We start from the raw sequence: 16,175 nt of genomic DNA, 5'->3' as shown, positions 1-16,175 counted from the left end.
CAGTCCATGGCTACCCGAGATTACCACTATCAGTGCTGCAGTTTTTTCGCAATCTGCTCAATAATCTGAGGCGCTTTCTTCACTGCATCGGCAACACCGACCCGTACGATTGGCTTGCCACGGAAACGGTCTTCATCCTTGATGGCGATATCTTTGGTCAGCACTACGATATCCGCGCCACTGATTTCGTCCAACTCGATACGGTTCTCAATTCCGTAAGAACCCTGGGTTTCCACCTTCACTTCCCAGCCTTTCTCTTTCGCAGCTTTCTCAAGGGCTTCTGCCGCCATGTAAGTATGGGCAACACCGGATGGGCAGGAAGTAACAGCAAGCATTTTCATAATCGTATCTCTCAAACGTAAACGTCGAATTTATTCGAATTCCAGAACCAGTTCGTCATCATTGACAGAAGATTCTTCAGTGGCACGTTGTTCAATAGGCTTTTTCAGGAAGTTAACCATCAGAGCAGTAGCTGCAGCACCGGCAATGGTTGCAATAACATAACCCATACGACCTTCAACTACTGGCAGCACAATCCAGCCACCCCATGGTGCGTGGTTCAGTACGCCCATCTGGAATGCGATGACGTTACCCACAATACCGCCCACCACAATGGAAGGAATTACACGTAAAGGGTCGTTAGCTGCAAAAGGAATGGCGCCTTCGGTGATACCAATCATACCCATCAGACCTGCGGCACGGCCAGCTTCACGCTCTTCGTCACTGTAACGGCTCTTGGACAGTAGAGTGGCCAGGAACATACCCAGAGGAGGCACGCAGATAGCAACACCCACACCACCCATCAGTTCAGGATGTTCAAACACCTGAGTCTGGGCAAATAGAGTGGCAACCTTGTTGATTGGGCCACCCATATCGAATGCGGTCATACCACCCAGAATCACACCAAGAACGGTTTTAGAAGCGCCACCCATGCTGGACAGCCAGCCATTCAAACCTTCCATCAGGGAAGCGATAGGCTGACCAATCCCCCAGATAACAATCGCAGACACAATAAATGTGCCGCCTACTGGCAGAATTCCGTAGGTAGAAATTGCCTTCATATTATTAGGGAGTGGTATCTTTTTCAGCTGATTAACGACATAACCCGCCAGAAAACCAACGACAATGGCACCAAGAAAACCAGTACCGTTAGCGTTTGCCAGATAGGCGCCGATCATACCGGGAGCCAGCGCAGGACGGTCAGCAATGGAGTACGCGATATAACCACCAAGAACCGGAATAAACAGGGTGAAACCTGCGATACCCATATCCCAGATACCCGTCAGGAAGATACCTTCCGGCTGCGCACCTTTACCGTTCAACATAACAGAAAGCGCCAGCAGCACACCGCCGGCAACAATAAACGGCAGCATGTGACTGGTGCCAGTCAGCAGGTGCCGCTTTAAAATAGCGAGGTCTTTTTTCATGGTTTCCCCCCAGGCCTGAAAAATCCGGCGTCCGGTCATTCAAAAGTATTTTGAGCAGGGTTATCACAGACACTTGTCAAACCTGAACAGGATCTAACCCAACCCAACATCGAGGCGAAATATAAAGGAGATGCAAAAGGTCAGAAATCTGCGAAATGATTCAGACGCAGTACTTTTGTAACATTCTTCAGGATTCTTAATGCTTGTTGATTTGTGTCAACTAACTGTGGTCAGTTGTTAATAAGATACGTACTGCGCTGCTTTGAGCTTCTTTTGTGAATGCCTTTGTGAATAACTTTCATCAGATTAACCCACACATTGACCATTTTCTTCAGTCAACCCATTGCCAAAAAGTCTGGTTTGCGTCACACACCGACACCTACCCGGAAAATGCCTTTCTGGTGAAATTTTCCCGCATTATCTATGTGCTGGAAGGTGAATACCGGACGATGATTGGCTATCAGGGGGAACATACAAATATCGTCGCAAAAAAGGGGGAAATAATTTTTATCCCCAGTCAGACATGGGATCTACCAGACTGGCACACAGATTGCCGTGCTCTTACTGTCTTGTTTGGTCACTATCAAGTGGGCATGAGCCTTACCCATAGCACCATTGACGGTGATAAAGATGGAAAAATTTCCGTCAATAAAGCCACGATAAATGAGCCTCTCCAGCATGAAGGTTTCTATCTGGAAAAAATCCTAAATGATCTGGCCATCAGCCAACGACCGGGAACAGCCGCCAAGTGCGTTGCTGAAGGGTTATTACGTTACTGTCGTGAGAAAACAGAAGCGTTAATAGAACCAGCGCAATCAGCAACTCATCATAAATGGCGGGCGATTACCCTTTATCTCCAGAAAAATTTCGGCCCGGGCATCACCCGTGAAACGGTTGCACTGGAATACAATATTTCTCCTAACCATCTTTCCCGTCTGTTTAGGGAAGAAGGCGGGCTGGGCTTTAATGAGTATCTGACACTGGTGAGAATAGATCGGGTAAAAATGCTGCTTAGCCAATATCAGATGAGCATGGCTGACATTGCCATAAGAACCGGTTTTAAAGACTGCAGTTATTTGGGCCGCGTATTCCGTCGCCATACCGGCATGACGCTGGGCGAATACCGTGCCAGCTATGGCAGTTGAACCGGACAAATCTCGCATGGGAAATAATGTTGATCTTTGTCAACATTATTTCAATTAACCGCCCCGGCAAACAAGGATGGTAGCTTTTTACCATCAATGATGGATTTTTAGGATTTCGATTAATACCTCTGATTCATAAGATAACGACCATTAATTAACCATGGTCGTCCGTTATGAATAAAGCGTTGAATATTGTCGCCGTCACCGCCTGCTCTACCGGCATCGCCCAGACCTATATGGCTGCGGATGTTCTGGAACACTGCGCCAGGGCAAAAGGACACACCATCAAAGTAGAAACTCAGGGTGCACTGGGTGTTCTCAACCCGATTACTCTTTCCGATCTCAGCTCTGCCGATCTGGCGATTTTGACCAATGATGTGGCGATTGATGACGTTGATCGCTTTCACCAACTCAAAACCATCACCGTTTCCATTGACGACATTTTAACAACGCCTCAAGACATTCTGGATGGATTGCTTCAACCCTGAACACTCCTTCATTACAAAAAACAGTGGCTATCGAATTACCGACAAATTGACATCATTATGACTAATCAAATCACTTTCGAATTCAGCTTTCCTCTGCCTAACGGACTCCACGCCCGCCCAGCTAATGCCATTACCGAAGTGGTAAAAACACTGGGTTGCAGAGTGTCCATCACTAACCTGCGGAACCAGAAAGTGGCGGATGCCAGCAGCGTTCTATCAATGATCGCCTGTGACATTGCTCTACACGACCAGTGCCTTTTTTCCATTGACAGCTTTCCTGAGCAGGAGACAGCCAGCTCTGCTGAGCAACTACTCAAGCAGTTTCTGGAAGGAGACTTTATTCATTGTGACGACGCTCTGCCAGAACTCAATACTGACCAGAAACCTCTGCCTTATATGCTCCGTCAGGAAACTATGAACAGCCTGCCGGGCACAGCCGTCAGCTCAGGCATGGCAAAAGGTAAGGCGGTTCATCTTGGTGAACCAGAGCTGGCGCTGAACCCAGAAAATATTGAGATAGGTGCTATTGATGTTGAAACGGCACGTTTTGAAGAAGCCCGCCAACATCTTCTGGCCGTTATGGAGCATCAGGCAGAGCAAAGTTCTGGTGAAGAGCAAGCCATTATCAAAGCTCACATGGCACTGCTTTGCGATCAGGAGCTGATCAGCCAGTTGCACAGCCAGCTGTCGAGTGGCGAATCGATTTTAAACAGTGTTCTGACAACACAGAGTTATTATTCAGAGCTACTGGCTACCTCAAAAAATACCTACCTCCGTGAACGTGTATTAGATATTCGCGATGTCTGCAGTCGTCTTATTTGTGAAGTGTATGGTGCAGAAAGCTTCCGCACATCGGATACCACCCTGACAGAAGACAGTATCTGTATTGCTGCTCATTTGGCACCCAGCCAGTTTCTGGCACTGGATCGCCAGCAACTTAAAGGATTGATTCTGGAATCCGGAGGCTCCACTTCTCACACCGTGATTCTGGCTCGTTCATTCGGCATCCCAGTGCTGGCTGGCGTTGAACAGGCAGGCAGTCACGTTCCTGCAGGTACAGCCTGTATTCTTGATGCCAATCACAACCTGCTGATTGTTGATCCTTCTACTGCTGTCGCACGGTACTATCAACTGGAAAATCTGAAGCAGGATCGTCTGGCGATTAAACGTCAACGCTTTCTCGGTGAAAAGGCATCGACTCAAGATGGCCAGACCATTGAAGTTGCCGCCAATATTGCCAGCGCAGAAGAAGCGACAACTGCCTTCAATAACGGTGCAGAAGCCATTGGTCTGTTTCGTACAGAAATGCTCTATATGGATCGAAGCCAGGCACCTTTTGAAGACGAACAAGTTGATATCTATCGTCGTGCTCTGGAAGCCGCTGGTGATCGCCCAGTCATTATCCGCACTATGGATATTGGCGGTGACAAGCCTGTGGATTATTTCAATATCGGCACTGAAGAAAACCCATTTCTGGGTTACCGCGCAGTACGCATCTATCCGGAATACCTGGACTACTTCAAAACCCAGCTTCGTGCCATTCTCCGCGCAGCAAACTACGGTCAGTGCAAAATCATGATTCCCATGGTGGCCACTGTCGCAGAAGCCAAGTGGCTGCGAAAGACGTTTAATGAGGTGATTGAATCTCTGCATGAAGAGCAAATCACCCATAATTCGAACGTTCCGCTGGGCATGATGCTGGAAGTTCCGTCCTGTGCTTTCGTCATTGACCAACTGGCTCGTTACATGGATTTCTTCAGCATCGGCAGTAACGACCTGACCCAGTATTTCCTGGCAGCCGACCGTGGCAATGCCTATGTAGAAAATCTCTACGACTCTCTGAATCCAGCATTCTTACGGCAGCTGAAGCATATTATTGATGAAGTTCATAAAGCCGGTTCCTGGGTGGGTATGTGTGGGGAATTCGCTGGTGACCCGATCCATATGCCACTGTTGATTGGTTTGGGTCTGGATGAAATCAGCCTTGGATCACCACGAATTCCGGAGGTTAAAGAAGCCATCAGCACCCTGAATGCTGACAACTGCAAGTCTCTTCTCTGTGAAGCTCTGACACTTGAAACGGCAGATGACGTACGTACTTTGTTAATGCGCAATCGCCAAAATTCCTCTGCAAACCTGCCAATCCTGACCCTGGATACCATCTTGTTTGACGCTGAATGTCACAGTAAGGCAGAAGTGATCAAAACGCTTATTGATAACCTGCAAATCAATGAACGCCTTATAGATAGTGCAGGTGCAGAAACTGCTATTTGGGATCGAGAAGACATTTCCCCCACCATGCTCGGATTTGGCATTGCCATTCCTCACTGCAAATCCGACACCATTGGCGCCAACACCATCAGCATTATGAAGCTGAAAGAACCAGTACTTTGGAATGAAGACGACGATGTGCTTACAGATACGGTCTTTATGTTAACAGTCCGTGCCAGCGATGCCGGTAACACTCACATGAAGATTTTTGCGCAGCTGGCACGCCGAATCATGCGAGATGAGTTCCGTCATACCCTGGCTACCTGCCAGAGTCAGCAAGAACTGATGGCCTACATTAGCCAGGAACTGGAGCTCTGATCATGTCAGGAATTTTCTCACTTCAGGGCTGTGTTCAACATTATGACTGGGGCGGCCATCAATATCTCCCAGAATTGATTAAACAGCCACTGGATGAGCAGCCATGGGCAGAACTCTGGCTCGGCGCTCATCCAAAAGCACCTTCTCTGATAAACGGCAATAGCCTTTCAGTGCTGATCAGTGATAACGGTGAAACCATGTTGGGCAAAGCCGTCATGGAAAACTTTGCTACTTTGCCATTCCTACTGAAAGTACTGGATGTGGAAAAGATGCTTTCCATTCAGGTGCACCCAACGCTGGAACAGGCCCGTGCCGGATATCTTCGGGAAGAACAAGATGGAGTACCGTTGGATGCTCCCGAAAGAAACTACCGGGATATGAATCACAAGCCAGAGTTGATGGTGGCACTCAGTGATTTCTGGTTGCTTCATGGGTTTCGATCAGTGTCATCTGCTTCACAATGTCTGAGACAACACCCGGAACTGATAGAGCTGGCAGATCAGCTGGAATCTCAGGGTATGGATGCATTTTATCGCAAAATAATGCTGCATCCTGATGACATTCTTTTCAACTCCATGTCTCGATTGGCAGAACGACTGAGCAGTATCGGAGAGCCTAGCAGACACTCACCGGATTACTGGTTTTTAAAAGCAGTCACCAATGCCAATAATCAGCTTGATGCTGGTATGATTTCGATCTACCTGATGAATCTTGTTTTTCTGCAGGAAGGCGAAGGCATCTTTCAGGATGCTCAGATTCCTCACGCTTACCTCTATGGCCAGAACATTGAGATCATGGCGAATTCCGATAATGTGCTGCGAGCAGGACTCACTCCCAAGCATATTGATGTACCGGAATTATTGTCTGTTATCAGCACTGAAGCGGTTGAGCCATTGGTGTTAAAAGGCAGTCCGACCCGAGAAGACGACAGACTTCTTTTTTCTGCTCCGGTCACCGACTTCTCCCTTGAAAAAGTCATCGTCTCCGAAAGCACTGCACAACATTGGCGGTCTCGCTCGCAACCGATGGTACTTCTGGTTATGGATGGCGTGATTACCATCAATAACGATGTGACACTAGGTCGAGGTGAAAGTGCATTTGTTGCAGCCAACATCGCTTTGTCTATTGAGTTTACCGGTAACTGCCAGATATTTGTTGCCAGTTCCAACCTGCCCGAGTGGTAAAACAGTCATGGCTCAGGGATTGAGCCATGAAAGACGTTTGTCTTTATCCACTGATAACGGTATCTTGAATTAGTCAACTATTGAGTTGTGGCCTTACGGGATTTCCATGGATCGGAAAACAAAATCTCATCTGAACGGCAATGCATTTTCAGGTTCGCCGCTTTCAGGTTCACCAAAAGTTCAAAAGGTTCACTCTTCATCTGAGTTTCAGAATCTGGAAACTTATGATCTGACGAATCCGGATTATAAGATTCATGATTTACTGCCGACGCTTGAGCTAATTAATCAGCGGTTCTCTCAGCTATTCCGTCATGCTATCAGCAGTATCTTTCGCTGTAACATTGACGTCCAATTTGATCGGGTTGACTCCTTACAAGTGGGCGACTATTTGGCCAATGAATCCACGCCAGACCTGAAACACATCTATAAATCCACCACCCTGCGCTGTTCTGGCTTTATGGCACTGGAATCGCCCATGCTGTTTTCACTTGTGGATATCTTTTTCAGTGGCACCGGCGAGACTCTCAGCCCACAACGCCAGGAACTAACGACAGCTGAAATACGAATTCTCAACCGGGTTCTCAAAGCATCGGCAGATAAACAAACCGAAGCCTGGAGCAGTATCCTTTCATTCAAAATCAAACTGGCTGAGACTTATAACAGCCCGATCTCTACGCTGTTCCGGTCTGATACAGAAATCATTCTACTCAGCCAGTTCACCCTGCAACTTGGAAACAATACATCCAGCTTTCATCTGGTGATGCCTTATCAGGCTTTGGAGCCGGTTAGAGAAAAACTGCAGGCATTCAAAGTAGCAGAGCAGGATCCGCAGTGGCAGCGGAACATGCTGCAGGGTCTGATGCAGGCACCTCTGGATTTATCCGCCAGGCTTTGTGAAGTCGATGTCAGCCTGAGAGACGTCATGCGCCTTAAACCTGGTCAGATTATTCAGGTGGATATTCCTCCCAGCGTCACCGTCAAAGTGGCTGGCGTACCAACCTTCAAAGCGTCTGTCTGTTCCGTACAGAGCTCTCTTGCCATGAAAATTACAAAAAAACTCCACACCGAAGATGCTGATAGAAGCTCTGACTTTTATCAGTCAGAAAAGCCAGAGGAGAAAGAAGTCTATGAATGATGAAAATGATAACGAACATGAAGACGACAACATGCCGTCTGATGCGGCCAGTGTAAGTTTTCAGGACAGCCTGGAATCTGAACAGTCGGCTCCGGCCTCTGATGAAAGCAATAACCTGCCTCAGGCGATGAGCGATCTGGGCATGATTCTGGACATTCCTGTCACGTTGTCACTGGAACTGGGCAGCACCAAAATTAACATTGGTGATTTAATGCGGCTTAATAAAGGCTCCATTGTTGAGCTGGAAAAAGAAGCATCGGAGCCATTGGAAGTTATGGTCAATGGTAAGTTAATTGCCTATGCAGAGGTGGTGGTTATTCATGATAAATACGGAATTCGTTTTCTGGATGTAGTCAGTGAATCCGAGCGCCTGAAACACGTATCCTGAATGAATAGAAGACTCTGGTTAGTTTTCACGCTGCTGCCGGTCGTTCTCTTGGCTATTCCGTTACCCGGGTTGGCGGAATCCGGCCTGCCTCTCATTTCAATCACCAATGACGGTGACACTACCGAGTACAGCGCCAGCCTGCAGATTCTGATTCTCATGACGGCGCTGAGTTTCATCCCGGCTGCGCTGCTGATGATGACCTCATTCACCCGCATCATTATTGTCATGGCTATTCTTCGTCAGGCCATGGGTCTTCAACAAACACCGCCGAATCAGGTTCTTCTGGGCATAACACTGGCTCTGACGCTACTGATTATGACGCCCTTATTTGAAAATATATATGCAGAAGCCATCACGCCCTATCTGGAAGAAAGCTACACGTTGATGGAGGCATTAAAACAAGCCAGCATTCCTGTAAAAGATTTTATGCTGAAACAAACACGGGAAACCGATCTTCAGTTGTTTTATGGCATTGCCAACAAAGAGATTCCACAGAACATAGATAGCACACCGCTTTCTATCGCAATACCCGCCTTTGTGACCAGTGAGCTAAAAACGGCCTTCCAAATCGGCTTTATTATTTATATACCCTTTCTGGTGATCGACCTTGTGGTGGCCAGTGTTCTGATGGCCATGGGTATGATCATGTTGTCGCCACAAATGATTTCCCTGCCATTCAAACTGATGCTCTTTGTTCTGGTGGATGGCTGGGCCATGATCATGGGCACCATGGCATCGAGTTTTTTCTGATTATGAAACGATGGACGTACGCCCTTATCATTCTAATGCTGGCCATCGCTTTTATGCTCAGTATCTACGCATACTACATCTATTATCGATATCCCGGCATGGATATGGGTATTTTGGATTTTCTTGTCAACATGTTCAGTAGACTACTTCGTTTCATTGTTGGTGCAATTTGAGTACGCGAGCGTTGCAATAACACCTATACCCAAAGGATTTCAAGTTGCTACGCGGCGGCAAGTGAGCGAAGCCCCGTGAGCCTACAAATAGTAGGTGATCGGGGTGAGCGAGCGCAGCCAACAAAGTAGCAACTTGAAAGTCGACGGGTATATAATCATTCTTTTTCTAGCGAGAAAAAATCATGCCTGATCAAGAAATGCTGGATATCTGTAAGGTCGGTATTGCGGAGTGGCAAAAAGCATTTAATTCACAAAATGCTAAGGGCTGCTCAGAACAGTATCTGGAAAATACAGTCATGGAGGCGCGGCCCTTCGGAACGTTTACAGGCCGCAAAGCTATTGAGGAGTTCTGGCAGGGCATCATGGATCAGGGTTTTAAAGATGTTGATTACACCGATGTCCATTGGGAGCCTGAGAAAGACAATGACGGTTATATCCTTACGGCAAAATGGACCATGAACAAAGCTTACGGTGTCGTTCATCGCGAGCACTGGATTATCGATACTGATGGTAAAGCCCGCCTGAAAAGCGATGACTTTGAAGTTCAGGGTGAGCGATAAGCTCTTAAGAGAAGCTTATGCTTCTCTTAGTATTTCCCGCTCAACCAACTCGGCCTTTTCCCGAAAAAACTTCATTCGGGCATACAATTTCAGAATCTCCTCGTGAGCCATACAGGCCTGTTCCTGCTCCAACTCAGACCACTGAGGAATAGGTAGTTGCTTCAGGTCCTGACTGTGAATGAATGGCACAACATCGTCCGTGCAAATTGACCGAATCAATTTCTGTCCCGTTTCCGACTTCAAGAAACGAAAAAGCACAACCGGGCTTTTAAGCACGTTACCAGACTTTTGTCGTAAAATGACGAAGGACTGCCCTGCCATCCAGTTATTGCCACAAACGTCAGGAACCATCGCCAGCCTACCAGCCTGACCTTTGATAGCCAGCAAAATATCCCCCGCACGCAGTGTTTGTCCTTCTGCTCTTTTCAGGCGATCCGGGCTGACATGAACTTCCCGGGCTGGCTGATCAATAATACCGGCATCGTTAATATCCTGAACCGTCACTTCCAGATAAACCCGGGTATCCGTCTCATGGCTTCTATCTGCTCCTTTGACAGCCTGGGCACGAATGACATCAAACGTTGATGACAACCCTCTCACGGCACTACTGCCGGGTCTGATAACCACAGTCCGGTTTTTACCAAGATAATACGCTGGATCCAAAGGCATATCGGCAAAATGCTCTGCCCGTAACTCTGACAAAGACACTTGAGTACAAAACTGACTATTCTCCGTCGAGCTCAGCTCTTCCATCAGTACATCACCGTGCATTAATTGAAACTTTGCCTCTCCACGCTTTTTAATTGCCACCGCTTTAAAATAATCATGGTCGCAATTGATCAGTCGGATATTATCCGTTGCCTGTTCAGAAAAACGCAGCAAAAATAAGGGTTGAGCCCGCCCGGGTAATAAGCCGGCTGGTAGACGAACAATGGTATCTATCCGACCATTGCTCACCAGATACTGCCGGAACCGTTTATGCTCCGTCGTGTTTTTAATCAAAAATCGACCAGGTACCAGAACGACGGACTCCCCTGCGCACTGCTTTAGAAGATGAGTAATAAATAACATCTCTCTCAATCGGGTATTCGGCTCAAACCGACCAAATAAATCCCTGACTTCATGTTGTTTATAACGATGATCCTGTAACAGTACGCCGACGCCACAAGCAAACGTTCGCAATCGGTTTTGCTCAAAAAACCCGGGCGATAGAACCGGATCACCCACGCGCAATGTAATTTGATAGCTCAACAATGTTATTAGTGAATGCATCGACTCAGCGCAATGCTGCTCCGAAAATATCTGGAATTGCTTTCCAAGAAAAAGAGGTGCAAGTCCAAAACCTTCATCACCTGTCAGGTAAAGTGTGTCCTGAGGCACATGAGCAATTATCTGTGTAATTAATTCTCTGAGTTCAATGGGAATAACCGGGCTGGTTTCAGAGTATTTTTCATAAAGAATATAGGGCAGCTCATCAAATTTAATCAGGTTATGTCGCTTGGCGGTGATCACAGACGTTAACAGTCGCTCAACTTCTGCCGGCGGTATTGAGCGCAAATAGACATCATGATCTGACCAGGCTGATAGCCATACTGAGTCAGTTCGAAACTCAAGCACTCTCTTCAACTGAGAAGAGAGAACTTCCGTCACCGACTGTCCATGCAGCTCATCCATCAAGTGGTCATTAAATCGAATCGCCTCGCTCAACTCCCGACGTTCACTGAGAAAGCACCATGTCAGTAGCTGGCTTAATAGATGAAGATAGTCTGGATACCAGTTCTGCTGTAACAGCGGATCTGGCGTCAATGCATTTACGATTTCCTTTCCCATCTCCCCCTCCCTGGGTGATTAATCATCAACGGAAAAGTTTAATTTCAGTCAGATACTTTTAATCATCTGCTGATTGTCTAATTTTCTGCAGAAATCCTTAGTCAGCTGTTGATTAGTTATTTCAGGGACGAATTAAAGCCCTGCCGTCACTTTATTCTCCGAAACAACCCGCGCATCAATAATCTTGCCAGAAGAGCGATTTCGCACTCTTATCACGTCATCCAGTAAACCACTCTCCAAAGCAACCCCCATCATCGAGACAAAAAGAGCACCATTACCGGATTGAATAGAAACTGGCTTCCCCTTATGAACCAGGTATTGAGGCACCAATGTCGTCTCCTGAATAACCCGTCCAACAGGAATAGCACGGTTAACTTGACGGCCCTCTAATTGTTGGACATCGGTAAAATAACGCCCTCTCAATTTTGACATTGAGATACGCTGCACCTGAAGCAGCCCAGCGGTGATAACATCCCCCCTGCTCAGATTTTGCTGACTGAGAACCACGGAAAGTAATACTTCCACCTCAGCCACGACATAGGTCTTCCAAAGGCCCGGACATTCAACATTTAATCGAATAACACCAACCGGCGGTTTATGCGCCATATTACTCTTGATTTGTAAGTCTTGAGGGCAGTTTTCCAGCTTTCCCTTGAATGGCCGCAGGGTTATGGTGTGCGTTGCCTCTGGGTACTTTTGCAAGAATTTCTGGACAGCGGTATTAAGAAACCCCATCACTTTTTGAGAAACAGGGTCATTTGATGAAGCCTGGCCAAAATTGGCGGCTAACGTGAACATAAAAAAAACGACTAAAAATCGTGATGTACTGAATGACATATCTGCATCCTTGCATTGTGCATTCAGTAATCAGGCTATCACAGACTTAAATAATCAGAAAAGGTTTATAAGGAAGGTAATTATATGTTCTATGTTTAACGCTGCAGATTCTCCTCCATTTCAAGCTCAAGATTGCGCTTATGCTTTTTCATTCGATCCTTTATTTTCTTCTGTAATAACAAATCCACACCTTTCATTTTTCTATGCTGAACAGTCAGCTCATACTCTAATGCCTTCAATTTAGTTTGATGATCCAATATTTTCTCATCAATAAGGTGACCCACATCGCTGAGTAGTGATGAAAATTGATTTTGATTCCAGCACAACAGGGCGTTTAGTCGCTCACCTTGCTGCAAGTGACTCTGATGATTACTGTCATCCACCATCTTCTTCTGATTGATTAAACCATCCACTCCAGCACTGGTGACAGCAACGTTTTTTTGTAAGTCTTTTGACTTATATTCCATCATTCGGTGCAGTCGCTTGAGTTGTTGTTCATCTGCCACTCGCTGCCCCCTCCCGAGTTAGCTGCATGGTTTCTAATACCCGAATAGATGCTTCAGGATCAAACTGCTCAAAACGACTTTGCTGCAGAAATCGTTCCATGGCCGGACGCATCTCAATGGCTTTATCCAATTCCGGATCTGCACCGGCCTGATAAGCGCCAATGGCCATTAATTCCTGAAAATGGTTGTAACGTGAAAAAAGACGACGAAAGTTCTGTGCAGATACCCCGTGCTTTTCAGAGGTGACTTGCGGCATAACACGACTCAGCGATTTCTCTAGATCTATCGCCGGAAAGTGACCTTTTTCTGCCAGTTCCCGGTTTAAAACAATATGCCCATCAAGTACAGAACGGGCACAGTCTACGATTGGATCCTGCAAATCATCCCCATCCGCTAATACCGTATAAACGGCAGTAATCGAACCATTGCCTGCACCCGGTCCGGATCGCTCAATCAAATTTGGCACTTTACTGAAGACAGATGGCGGATAACCTCTGGACGCTGCCGGCTCACCCATGGTCAAGGCGATCTCTCGATGCGCTTGAGCATAACGAGTCAAAGAATCCATTAACAGCAGCACCGATTTACCCTGATCTCTGAAATACTCAGCAATCCGATGACAATAATTGGCAGCACGAATGCGCCTGACTGGTGATTCATCTCCCGGGGCTGCAACAACGACCGTTTTCTTCATCCCCTCGGAGCCAAGGGTATGCTCAACAAATTCTTTAACTTCCCTTGAGCGCTCACCAATAAGGCCAACCACCGTCACATCAGCCTGCGTATTGCGGGTCATCATTCCCAACAATGTACTTTTGCCAATCCCACTTCCAGCCAGCAATCCTATACGCTGCCCGCGCCCAAGGGTAAATAAACCATCAATCGCCCGAATACCTACATGCAAAGGTTTATCCACAACCCCCCGATTCATGGGATTTAATGGTATGGGTAAAACGGGGATTCGTTCATTTAACGTCAATGGCTTGTTATCCAGGGGCTCACCCATTGCATCAACAACGCGAGCCACCAGTGAACTATCCACCGAAACGCCCTGATTCACCGGCACAGGAACGATTAAATCCCCGGGTGAGATGCCATCCTGATGGTTCGAAAGCGACATTAGCAAGGAGGTTTTATCATTAAAGCCGACGACTTCTGCCTCAAATCCATCACCAGACCGTGAGCGTATATGACAAAGCTGACCTACCGGCAGGCGAACACCCACTGCTTCCAACAACATGCCTTTCACTGCAGCAACCCGTCCTGTCAATGAAGCGACCGGCACTTTGCGAAGCCGTCCGATCATGGAATTGGCTGTCGTTGCTGATACCTCCGGAAGCTCATTGATCAAGAGACAGCCTCCAGATCTTCCACCAGAGACGCTTTAATAATATCCAGACATTGAATTAATCGATTATCCAACCTGGCTTCCGCCTCGCCTTCACTGGCAACTATTCGACAGTCACCGGGCATTAAATTCTCAGTAACCACCAGCTGCCATGGCGCCCCAAAATCCGGCTTGGTGCGTCTCAACAGCTCAGCATCCTGATCACATACCTGTATGGTATAACTGTTGCTTTCTGGCACCAGCTCGAGGGATTGGCGAATAATATCCACAATTAGCTCTGGCTTGGTTTCCATCTCTTTTCGAACCACCTGACGACAGACTTCTTCTACTACCTGACCAAGCCATACCGACAACTGTTCCCGATTTTGCAAAGTATTGTTTTTAACGGCGGAAATTTCACGGTGCAAACTGTCTACCAGTGCCTTCTGCTGCTCTGAAACCTGCTGGGTCTGACTGGCGATTTTTTTGGATGCTTCTTCAAAACCCTGGCGACGTCCTTCATCGTAGCCGCGCTGATAACTCCTCTGCTCCATACTCTGAAGCTCTGCTTCGTGCTGCTCCTGTACTTTCTCTATCGTCCCTTGGCTGGCTTCAGAAGCCACTGAATGTTCCGGAATTATCGGGGTTTCAGAAGGAGTAACTGGACTGTGTTTTTTTGCGCGACCGTTTTTTTGAGTTTGACCAGGCCGCCCTTTCTTTTCATGCGCAGGAAAATGAAACTGCTGATAAGCCGCAGTTTCTGGCTGCCAGATTCTGGTTTTGCTCTTCATGGAAGCCTCATAAGGTTACTCAATCATCTCTTCATCTTCATTAAAGCTCAGCTCGATTTCACCACTGGCCGCCAGCTGCCGTGCAATTCTCAATACATCGTTACGGGCACCCTGAACCTGGCTGGCACGCACCGAACCGAGGTTTTCAATATCCTCTAACAGGAATTTCGAAGCCCGCTTGGTCATGGTACCAACAATGGCATCCATCACATCCTGAGGAGCACCTTTCAATGCCAGCGCAAGAATATCCTGGCTGACCTCACTGGCAATGCGACGAATTACGTCTTCATCCAGCCGCGTCAAATGCTCAAAGACAAACATCTGCTGCTCAATTTTCTCTGCCAGTTTCTTGTCTTGCTCTTTGAAGTAACCCAGCACATTTTTAACCGTACCTTCACCCATCCGATTCATGATATCCGCCACCTGACGTAAGCCACTGACCGTGGTGTTCTGGCTGGTACTGAGACGACCAATATTGTCATCAAACATCCGGTTCAGTTCCTGCAGAATGGAAGGGTGCAGTTCTTCAAGGCGGGCCACTCTGGATAACAAATCCTGATGACTGGCAACGGGTAAACGCTGAAGTACCTCTGCTGCCTGTTCCGGCCCAAGGTAAGTCAGTACTACGGCTTGAAGCTGAGGGTGCTCGCCGGCAATCAACTCGGTAATCGTCGCGGAATCCATCATTTTCATAGTTTCCAATGTGGTGTCTTCATCACCAAAGATGGAGTCCATGACGTTTTTGGCTTCTTTATCGCCCAGTGCCAGCTTCAGGGTTTTGTCTAAATAGCCACGGGATGATCCCGTAAGACCACTGTCGTATCGATAAGTGTGGAAAAAGATATCCAACACTTCCTGAACCTGATCCCTTTTTAAGGGCGCCATGGTCGCCATAGCAGCACTAACCTGCCGGACTTCTCGCTGACTAAGATGCTCCAACACCCTTGAAGCCCCTTTTTCTCCAAGGCTGAGCATCAGGATGGCAATGTCTCTGGTTGTTGGCTGCCTAATGGCAAGATCACGATTCTCACTCATGTTTTCATTT

16 protein-coding genes are annotated in these 16,175 nt (G+C 47.2%); 8 read left to right on the top strand and 8 right to left on the bottom strand.

What is annotated here, in order from left to right:
* Positions 1–29: 29 nt before the first annotated feature.
* Both Q1B11_RS08145 and Q1B11_RS08140 read right to left on the bottom strand, forming a co-directional pair.
* A complete protein-coding gene (locus tag Q1B11_RS08145; RefSeq protein ID WP_366139444.1) occupies positions 30–341 on the bottom strand; it encodes a PTS fructose-like transporter subunit IIB in 312 nt (103 codons plus the stop codon).
* 30 nt (positions 342–371) lie between these two features.
* A complete protein-coding gene (locus Q1B11_RS08140) occupies positions 372–1,427 on the bottom strand; it encodes a PTS fructose transporter subunit EIIC (RefSeq protein ID WP_299730412.1) in 1,056 nt (351 codons plus the stop codon).
* A 287-nt stretch (positions 1,428–1,714) separates the two neighbouring features.
* On the opposite strand from Q1B11_RS08140, the gene Q1B11_RS08135 reads away from it, so the two are divergent.
* The 8 genes from Q1B11_RS08135 to Q1B11_RS08100 all read left to right on the top strand — a co-directional run bounded on the left by Q1B11_RS08135 (position 1,715) and on the right by Q1B11_RS08100 (position 9,839).
* Positions 1,715–2,572 carry an AraC family transcriptional regulator gene (locus Q1B11_RS08135; protein WP_299730409.1) on the top strand — a complete coding sequence of 286 codons (858 nt, stop codon included), beginning with the start codon at positions 1,715–1,717 and terminating at the stop codon, positions 2,570–2,572.
* Positions 2,573–2,745: 173 nt separating this feature from the next.
* Entirely contained in the window at positions 2,746–3,060 is a 315-nt protein-coding gene (locus Q1B11_RS08130; RefSeq protein ID WP_299730406.1) for a fructose PTS transporter subunit IIB, read from the top strand.
* A 57-nt stretch (positions 3,061–3,117) separates the two neighbouring features.
* Positions 3,118–5,649 (top strand): phosphoenolpyruvate--protein phosphotransferase, encoded by a 2,532-nt coding sequence (ptsP, locus tag Q1B11_RS08125; RefSeq protein ID WP_299730403.1) that lies wholly within the window; start codon positions 3,118–3,120, stop codon positions 5,647–5,649.
* A 2-nt stretch (positions 5,650–5,651) separates the two neighbouring features.
* Entirely contained in the window at positions 5,652–6,833 is a 1,182-nt protein-coding gene (gene manA / locus Q1B11_RS08120; protein WP_299730400.1) for a mannose-6-phosphate isomerase, class I, read from the top strand.
* A 106-nt stretch (positions 6,834–6,939) separates the two neighbouring features.
* Positions 6,940–7,968, top strand: a complete 1,029-nt coding sequence (locus Q1B11_RS08115; protein WP_299730397.1) for a FliM/FliN family flagellar motor switch protein — start codon at positions 6,940–6,942, stop codon at positions 7,966–7,968.
* Positions 7,961–8,356, top strand: coding sequence for a flagellar motor switch protein FliN (gene fliN / locus Q1B11_RS08110; protein WP_299730394.1), 396 nt, complete (start codon positions 7,961–7,963; stop codon positions 8,354–8,356). The genes Q1B11_RS08115 and fliN overlap by 8 nt, the downstream gene beginning before the upstream one ends.
* Positions 8,357–9,106 carry a flagellar type III secretion system pore protein FliP gene (gene fliP, locus Q1B11_RS08105; RefSeq protein ID WP_299730391.1) on the top strand — a complete coding sequence of 250 codons (750 nt, stop codon included), beginning with the start codon at positions 8,357–8,359 and terminating at the stop codon, positions 9,104–9,106.
* Between the two features lie 355 nt (positions 9,107–9,461).
* Positions 9,462–9,839 (top strand): nuclear transport factor 2 family protein, encoded by a 378-nt coding sequence (locus Q1B11_RS08100; protein WP_299730388.1) that lies wholly within the window; start codon positions 9,462–9,464, stop codon positions 9,837–9,839.
* Between the two features lie 15 nt (positions 9,840–9,854).
* Here the strand turns inward: Q1B11_RS08100 and Q1B11_RS08095 are convergent, their stop codons facing one another.
* From Q1B11_RS08095 to fliG, 6 genes are all read right to left on the bottom strand, one after another.
* Positions 9,855–11,669: an N-6 DNA methylase gene (locus tag Q1B11_RS08095; protein ID WP_299730385.1), complete on the bottom strand. Its 1,815-nt coding sequence runs from the start codon at positions 11,667–11,669 to the stop codon at positions 9,855–9,857.
* Positions 11,670–11,801: 132 nt separating this feature from the next.
* Positions 11,802–12,506, bottom strand: coding sequence for a flagellar basal body P-ring formation chaperone FlgA (gene flgA, locus Q1B11_RS08090; protein ID WP_299730383.1), 705 nt, complete (start codon positions 12,504–12,506; stop codon positions 11,802–11,804).
* A gap of 95 nt (positions 12,507–12,601) precedes the next feature.
* Positions 12,602–13,012 (bottom strand): hypothetical protein, encoded by a 411-nt coding sequence (locus tag Q1B11_RS08085; RefSeq protein ID WP_299730380.1) that lies wholly within the window; start codon positions 13,010–13,012, stop codon positions 12,602–12,604.
* Positions 13,002–14,363 carry a FliI/YscN family ATPase gene (locus Q1B11_RS08080; protein ID WP_299730377.1) on the bottom strand — a complete coding sequence of 454 codons (1,362 nt, stop codon included), beginning with the start codon at positions 14,361–14,363 and terminating at the stop codon, positions 13,002–13,004. Before Q1B11_RS08080 ends, Q1B11_RS08085 begins: the two co-directional genes overlap by 11 nt.
* A complete protein-coding gene (locus Q1B11_RS08075) occupies positions 14,360–15,130 on the bottom strand; it encodes a FliH/SctL family protein (protein ID WP_299730374.1) in 771 nt (256 codons plus the stop codon). Before Q1B11_RS08075 ends, Q1B11_RS08080 begins: the two co-directional genes overlap by 4 nt.
* A gap of 15 nt (positions 15,131–15,145) precedes the next feature.
* A complete protein-coding gene (fliG, locus tag Q1B11_RS08070; protein WP_299730371.1) occupies positions 15,146–16,165 on the bottom strand; it encodes a flagellar motor switch protein FliG in 1,020 nt (339 codons plus the stop codon).
* Positions 16,166–16,175: the final 10 nt, after the last annotated feature.

The sequence above is a fragment of the uncultured Endozoicomonas sp. genome (assembly GCF_947495845.1).
Taxonomy (GTDB): domain Bacteria; phylum Pseudomonadota; class Gammaproteobacteria; order Pseudomonadales; family Endozoicomonadaceae; genus Endozoicomonas.
This window is presented reverse-complemented; position numbering and strand designations above follow the sequence as displayed.

Coding starts and splice junctions, on each gene's coding strand:
- fliP (WP_299730391.1), top strand. CDS start 8,357: ATGAATAGAAGACTCTGGTTAGTTTTCACGCTGCTGCCGGTCGTTCTC.
- ptsP (WP_299730403.1), top strand. CDS start 3,118: ATGACTAATCAAATCACTTTCGAATTCAGCTTTCCTCTGCCTAACGGA.
- manA (WP_299730400.1), top strand. CDS start 5,652: ATGTCAGGAATTTTCTCACTTCAGGGCTGTGTTCAACATTATGACTGG.
- Q1B11_RS08130 (WP_299730406.1), top strand. CDS start 2,746: ATGAATAAAGCGTTGAATATTGTCGCCGTCACCGCCTGCTCTACCGGC.
- fliG (WP_299730371.1), bottom strand. CDS start 16,165: ATGAGTGAGAATCGTGATCTTGCCATTAGGCAGCCAACAACCAGAGAC.
- Q1B11_RS08100 (WP_299730388.1), top strand. CDS start 9,462: ATGCCTGATCAAGAAATGCTGGATATCTGTAAGGTCGGTATTGCGGAG.
- Q1B11_RS08145 (WP_366139444.1), bottom strand. CDS start 341: ATGAAAATGCTTGCTGTTACTTCCTGCCCATCCGGTGTTGCCCATACT.
- fliN (WP_299730394.1), top strand. CDS start 7,961: ATGAATGATGAAAATGATAACGAACATGAAGACGACAACATGCCGTCT.
- Q1B11_RS08095 (WP_299730385.1), bottom strand. CDS start 11,669: ATGGGAAAGGAAATCGTAAATGCATTGACGCCAGATCCGCTGTTACAG.
- Q1B11_RS08115 (WP_299730397.1), top strand. CDS start 6,940: ATGGATCGGAAAACAAAATCTCATCTGAACGGCAATGCATTTTCAGGT.
- Q1B11_RS08140 (WP_299730412.1), bottom strand. CDS start 1,427: ATGAAAAAAGACCTCGCTATTTTAAAGCGGCACCTGCTGACTGGCACC.
- Q1B11_RS08075 (WP_299730374.1), bottom strand. CDS start 15,130: ATGAAGAGCAAAACCAGAATCTGGCAGCCAGAAACTGCGGCTTATCAG.
- flgA (WP_299730383.1), bottom strand. CDS start 12,506: ATGTCATTCAGTACATCACGATTTTTAGTCGTTTTTTTTATGTTCACG.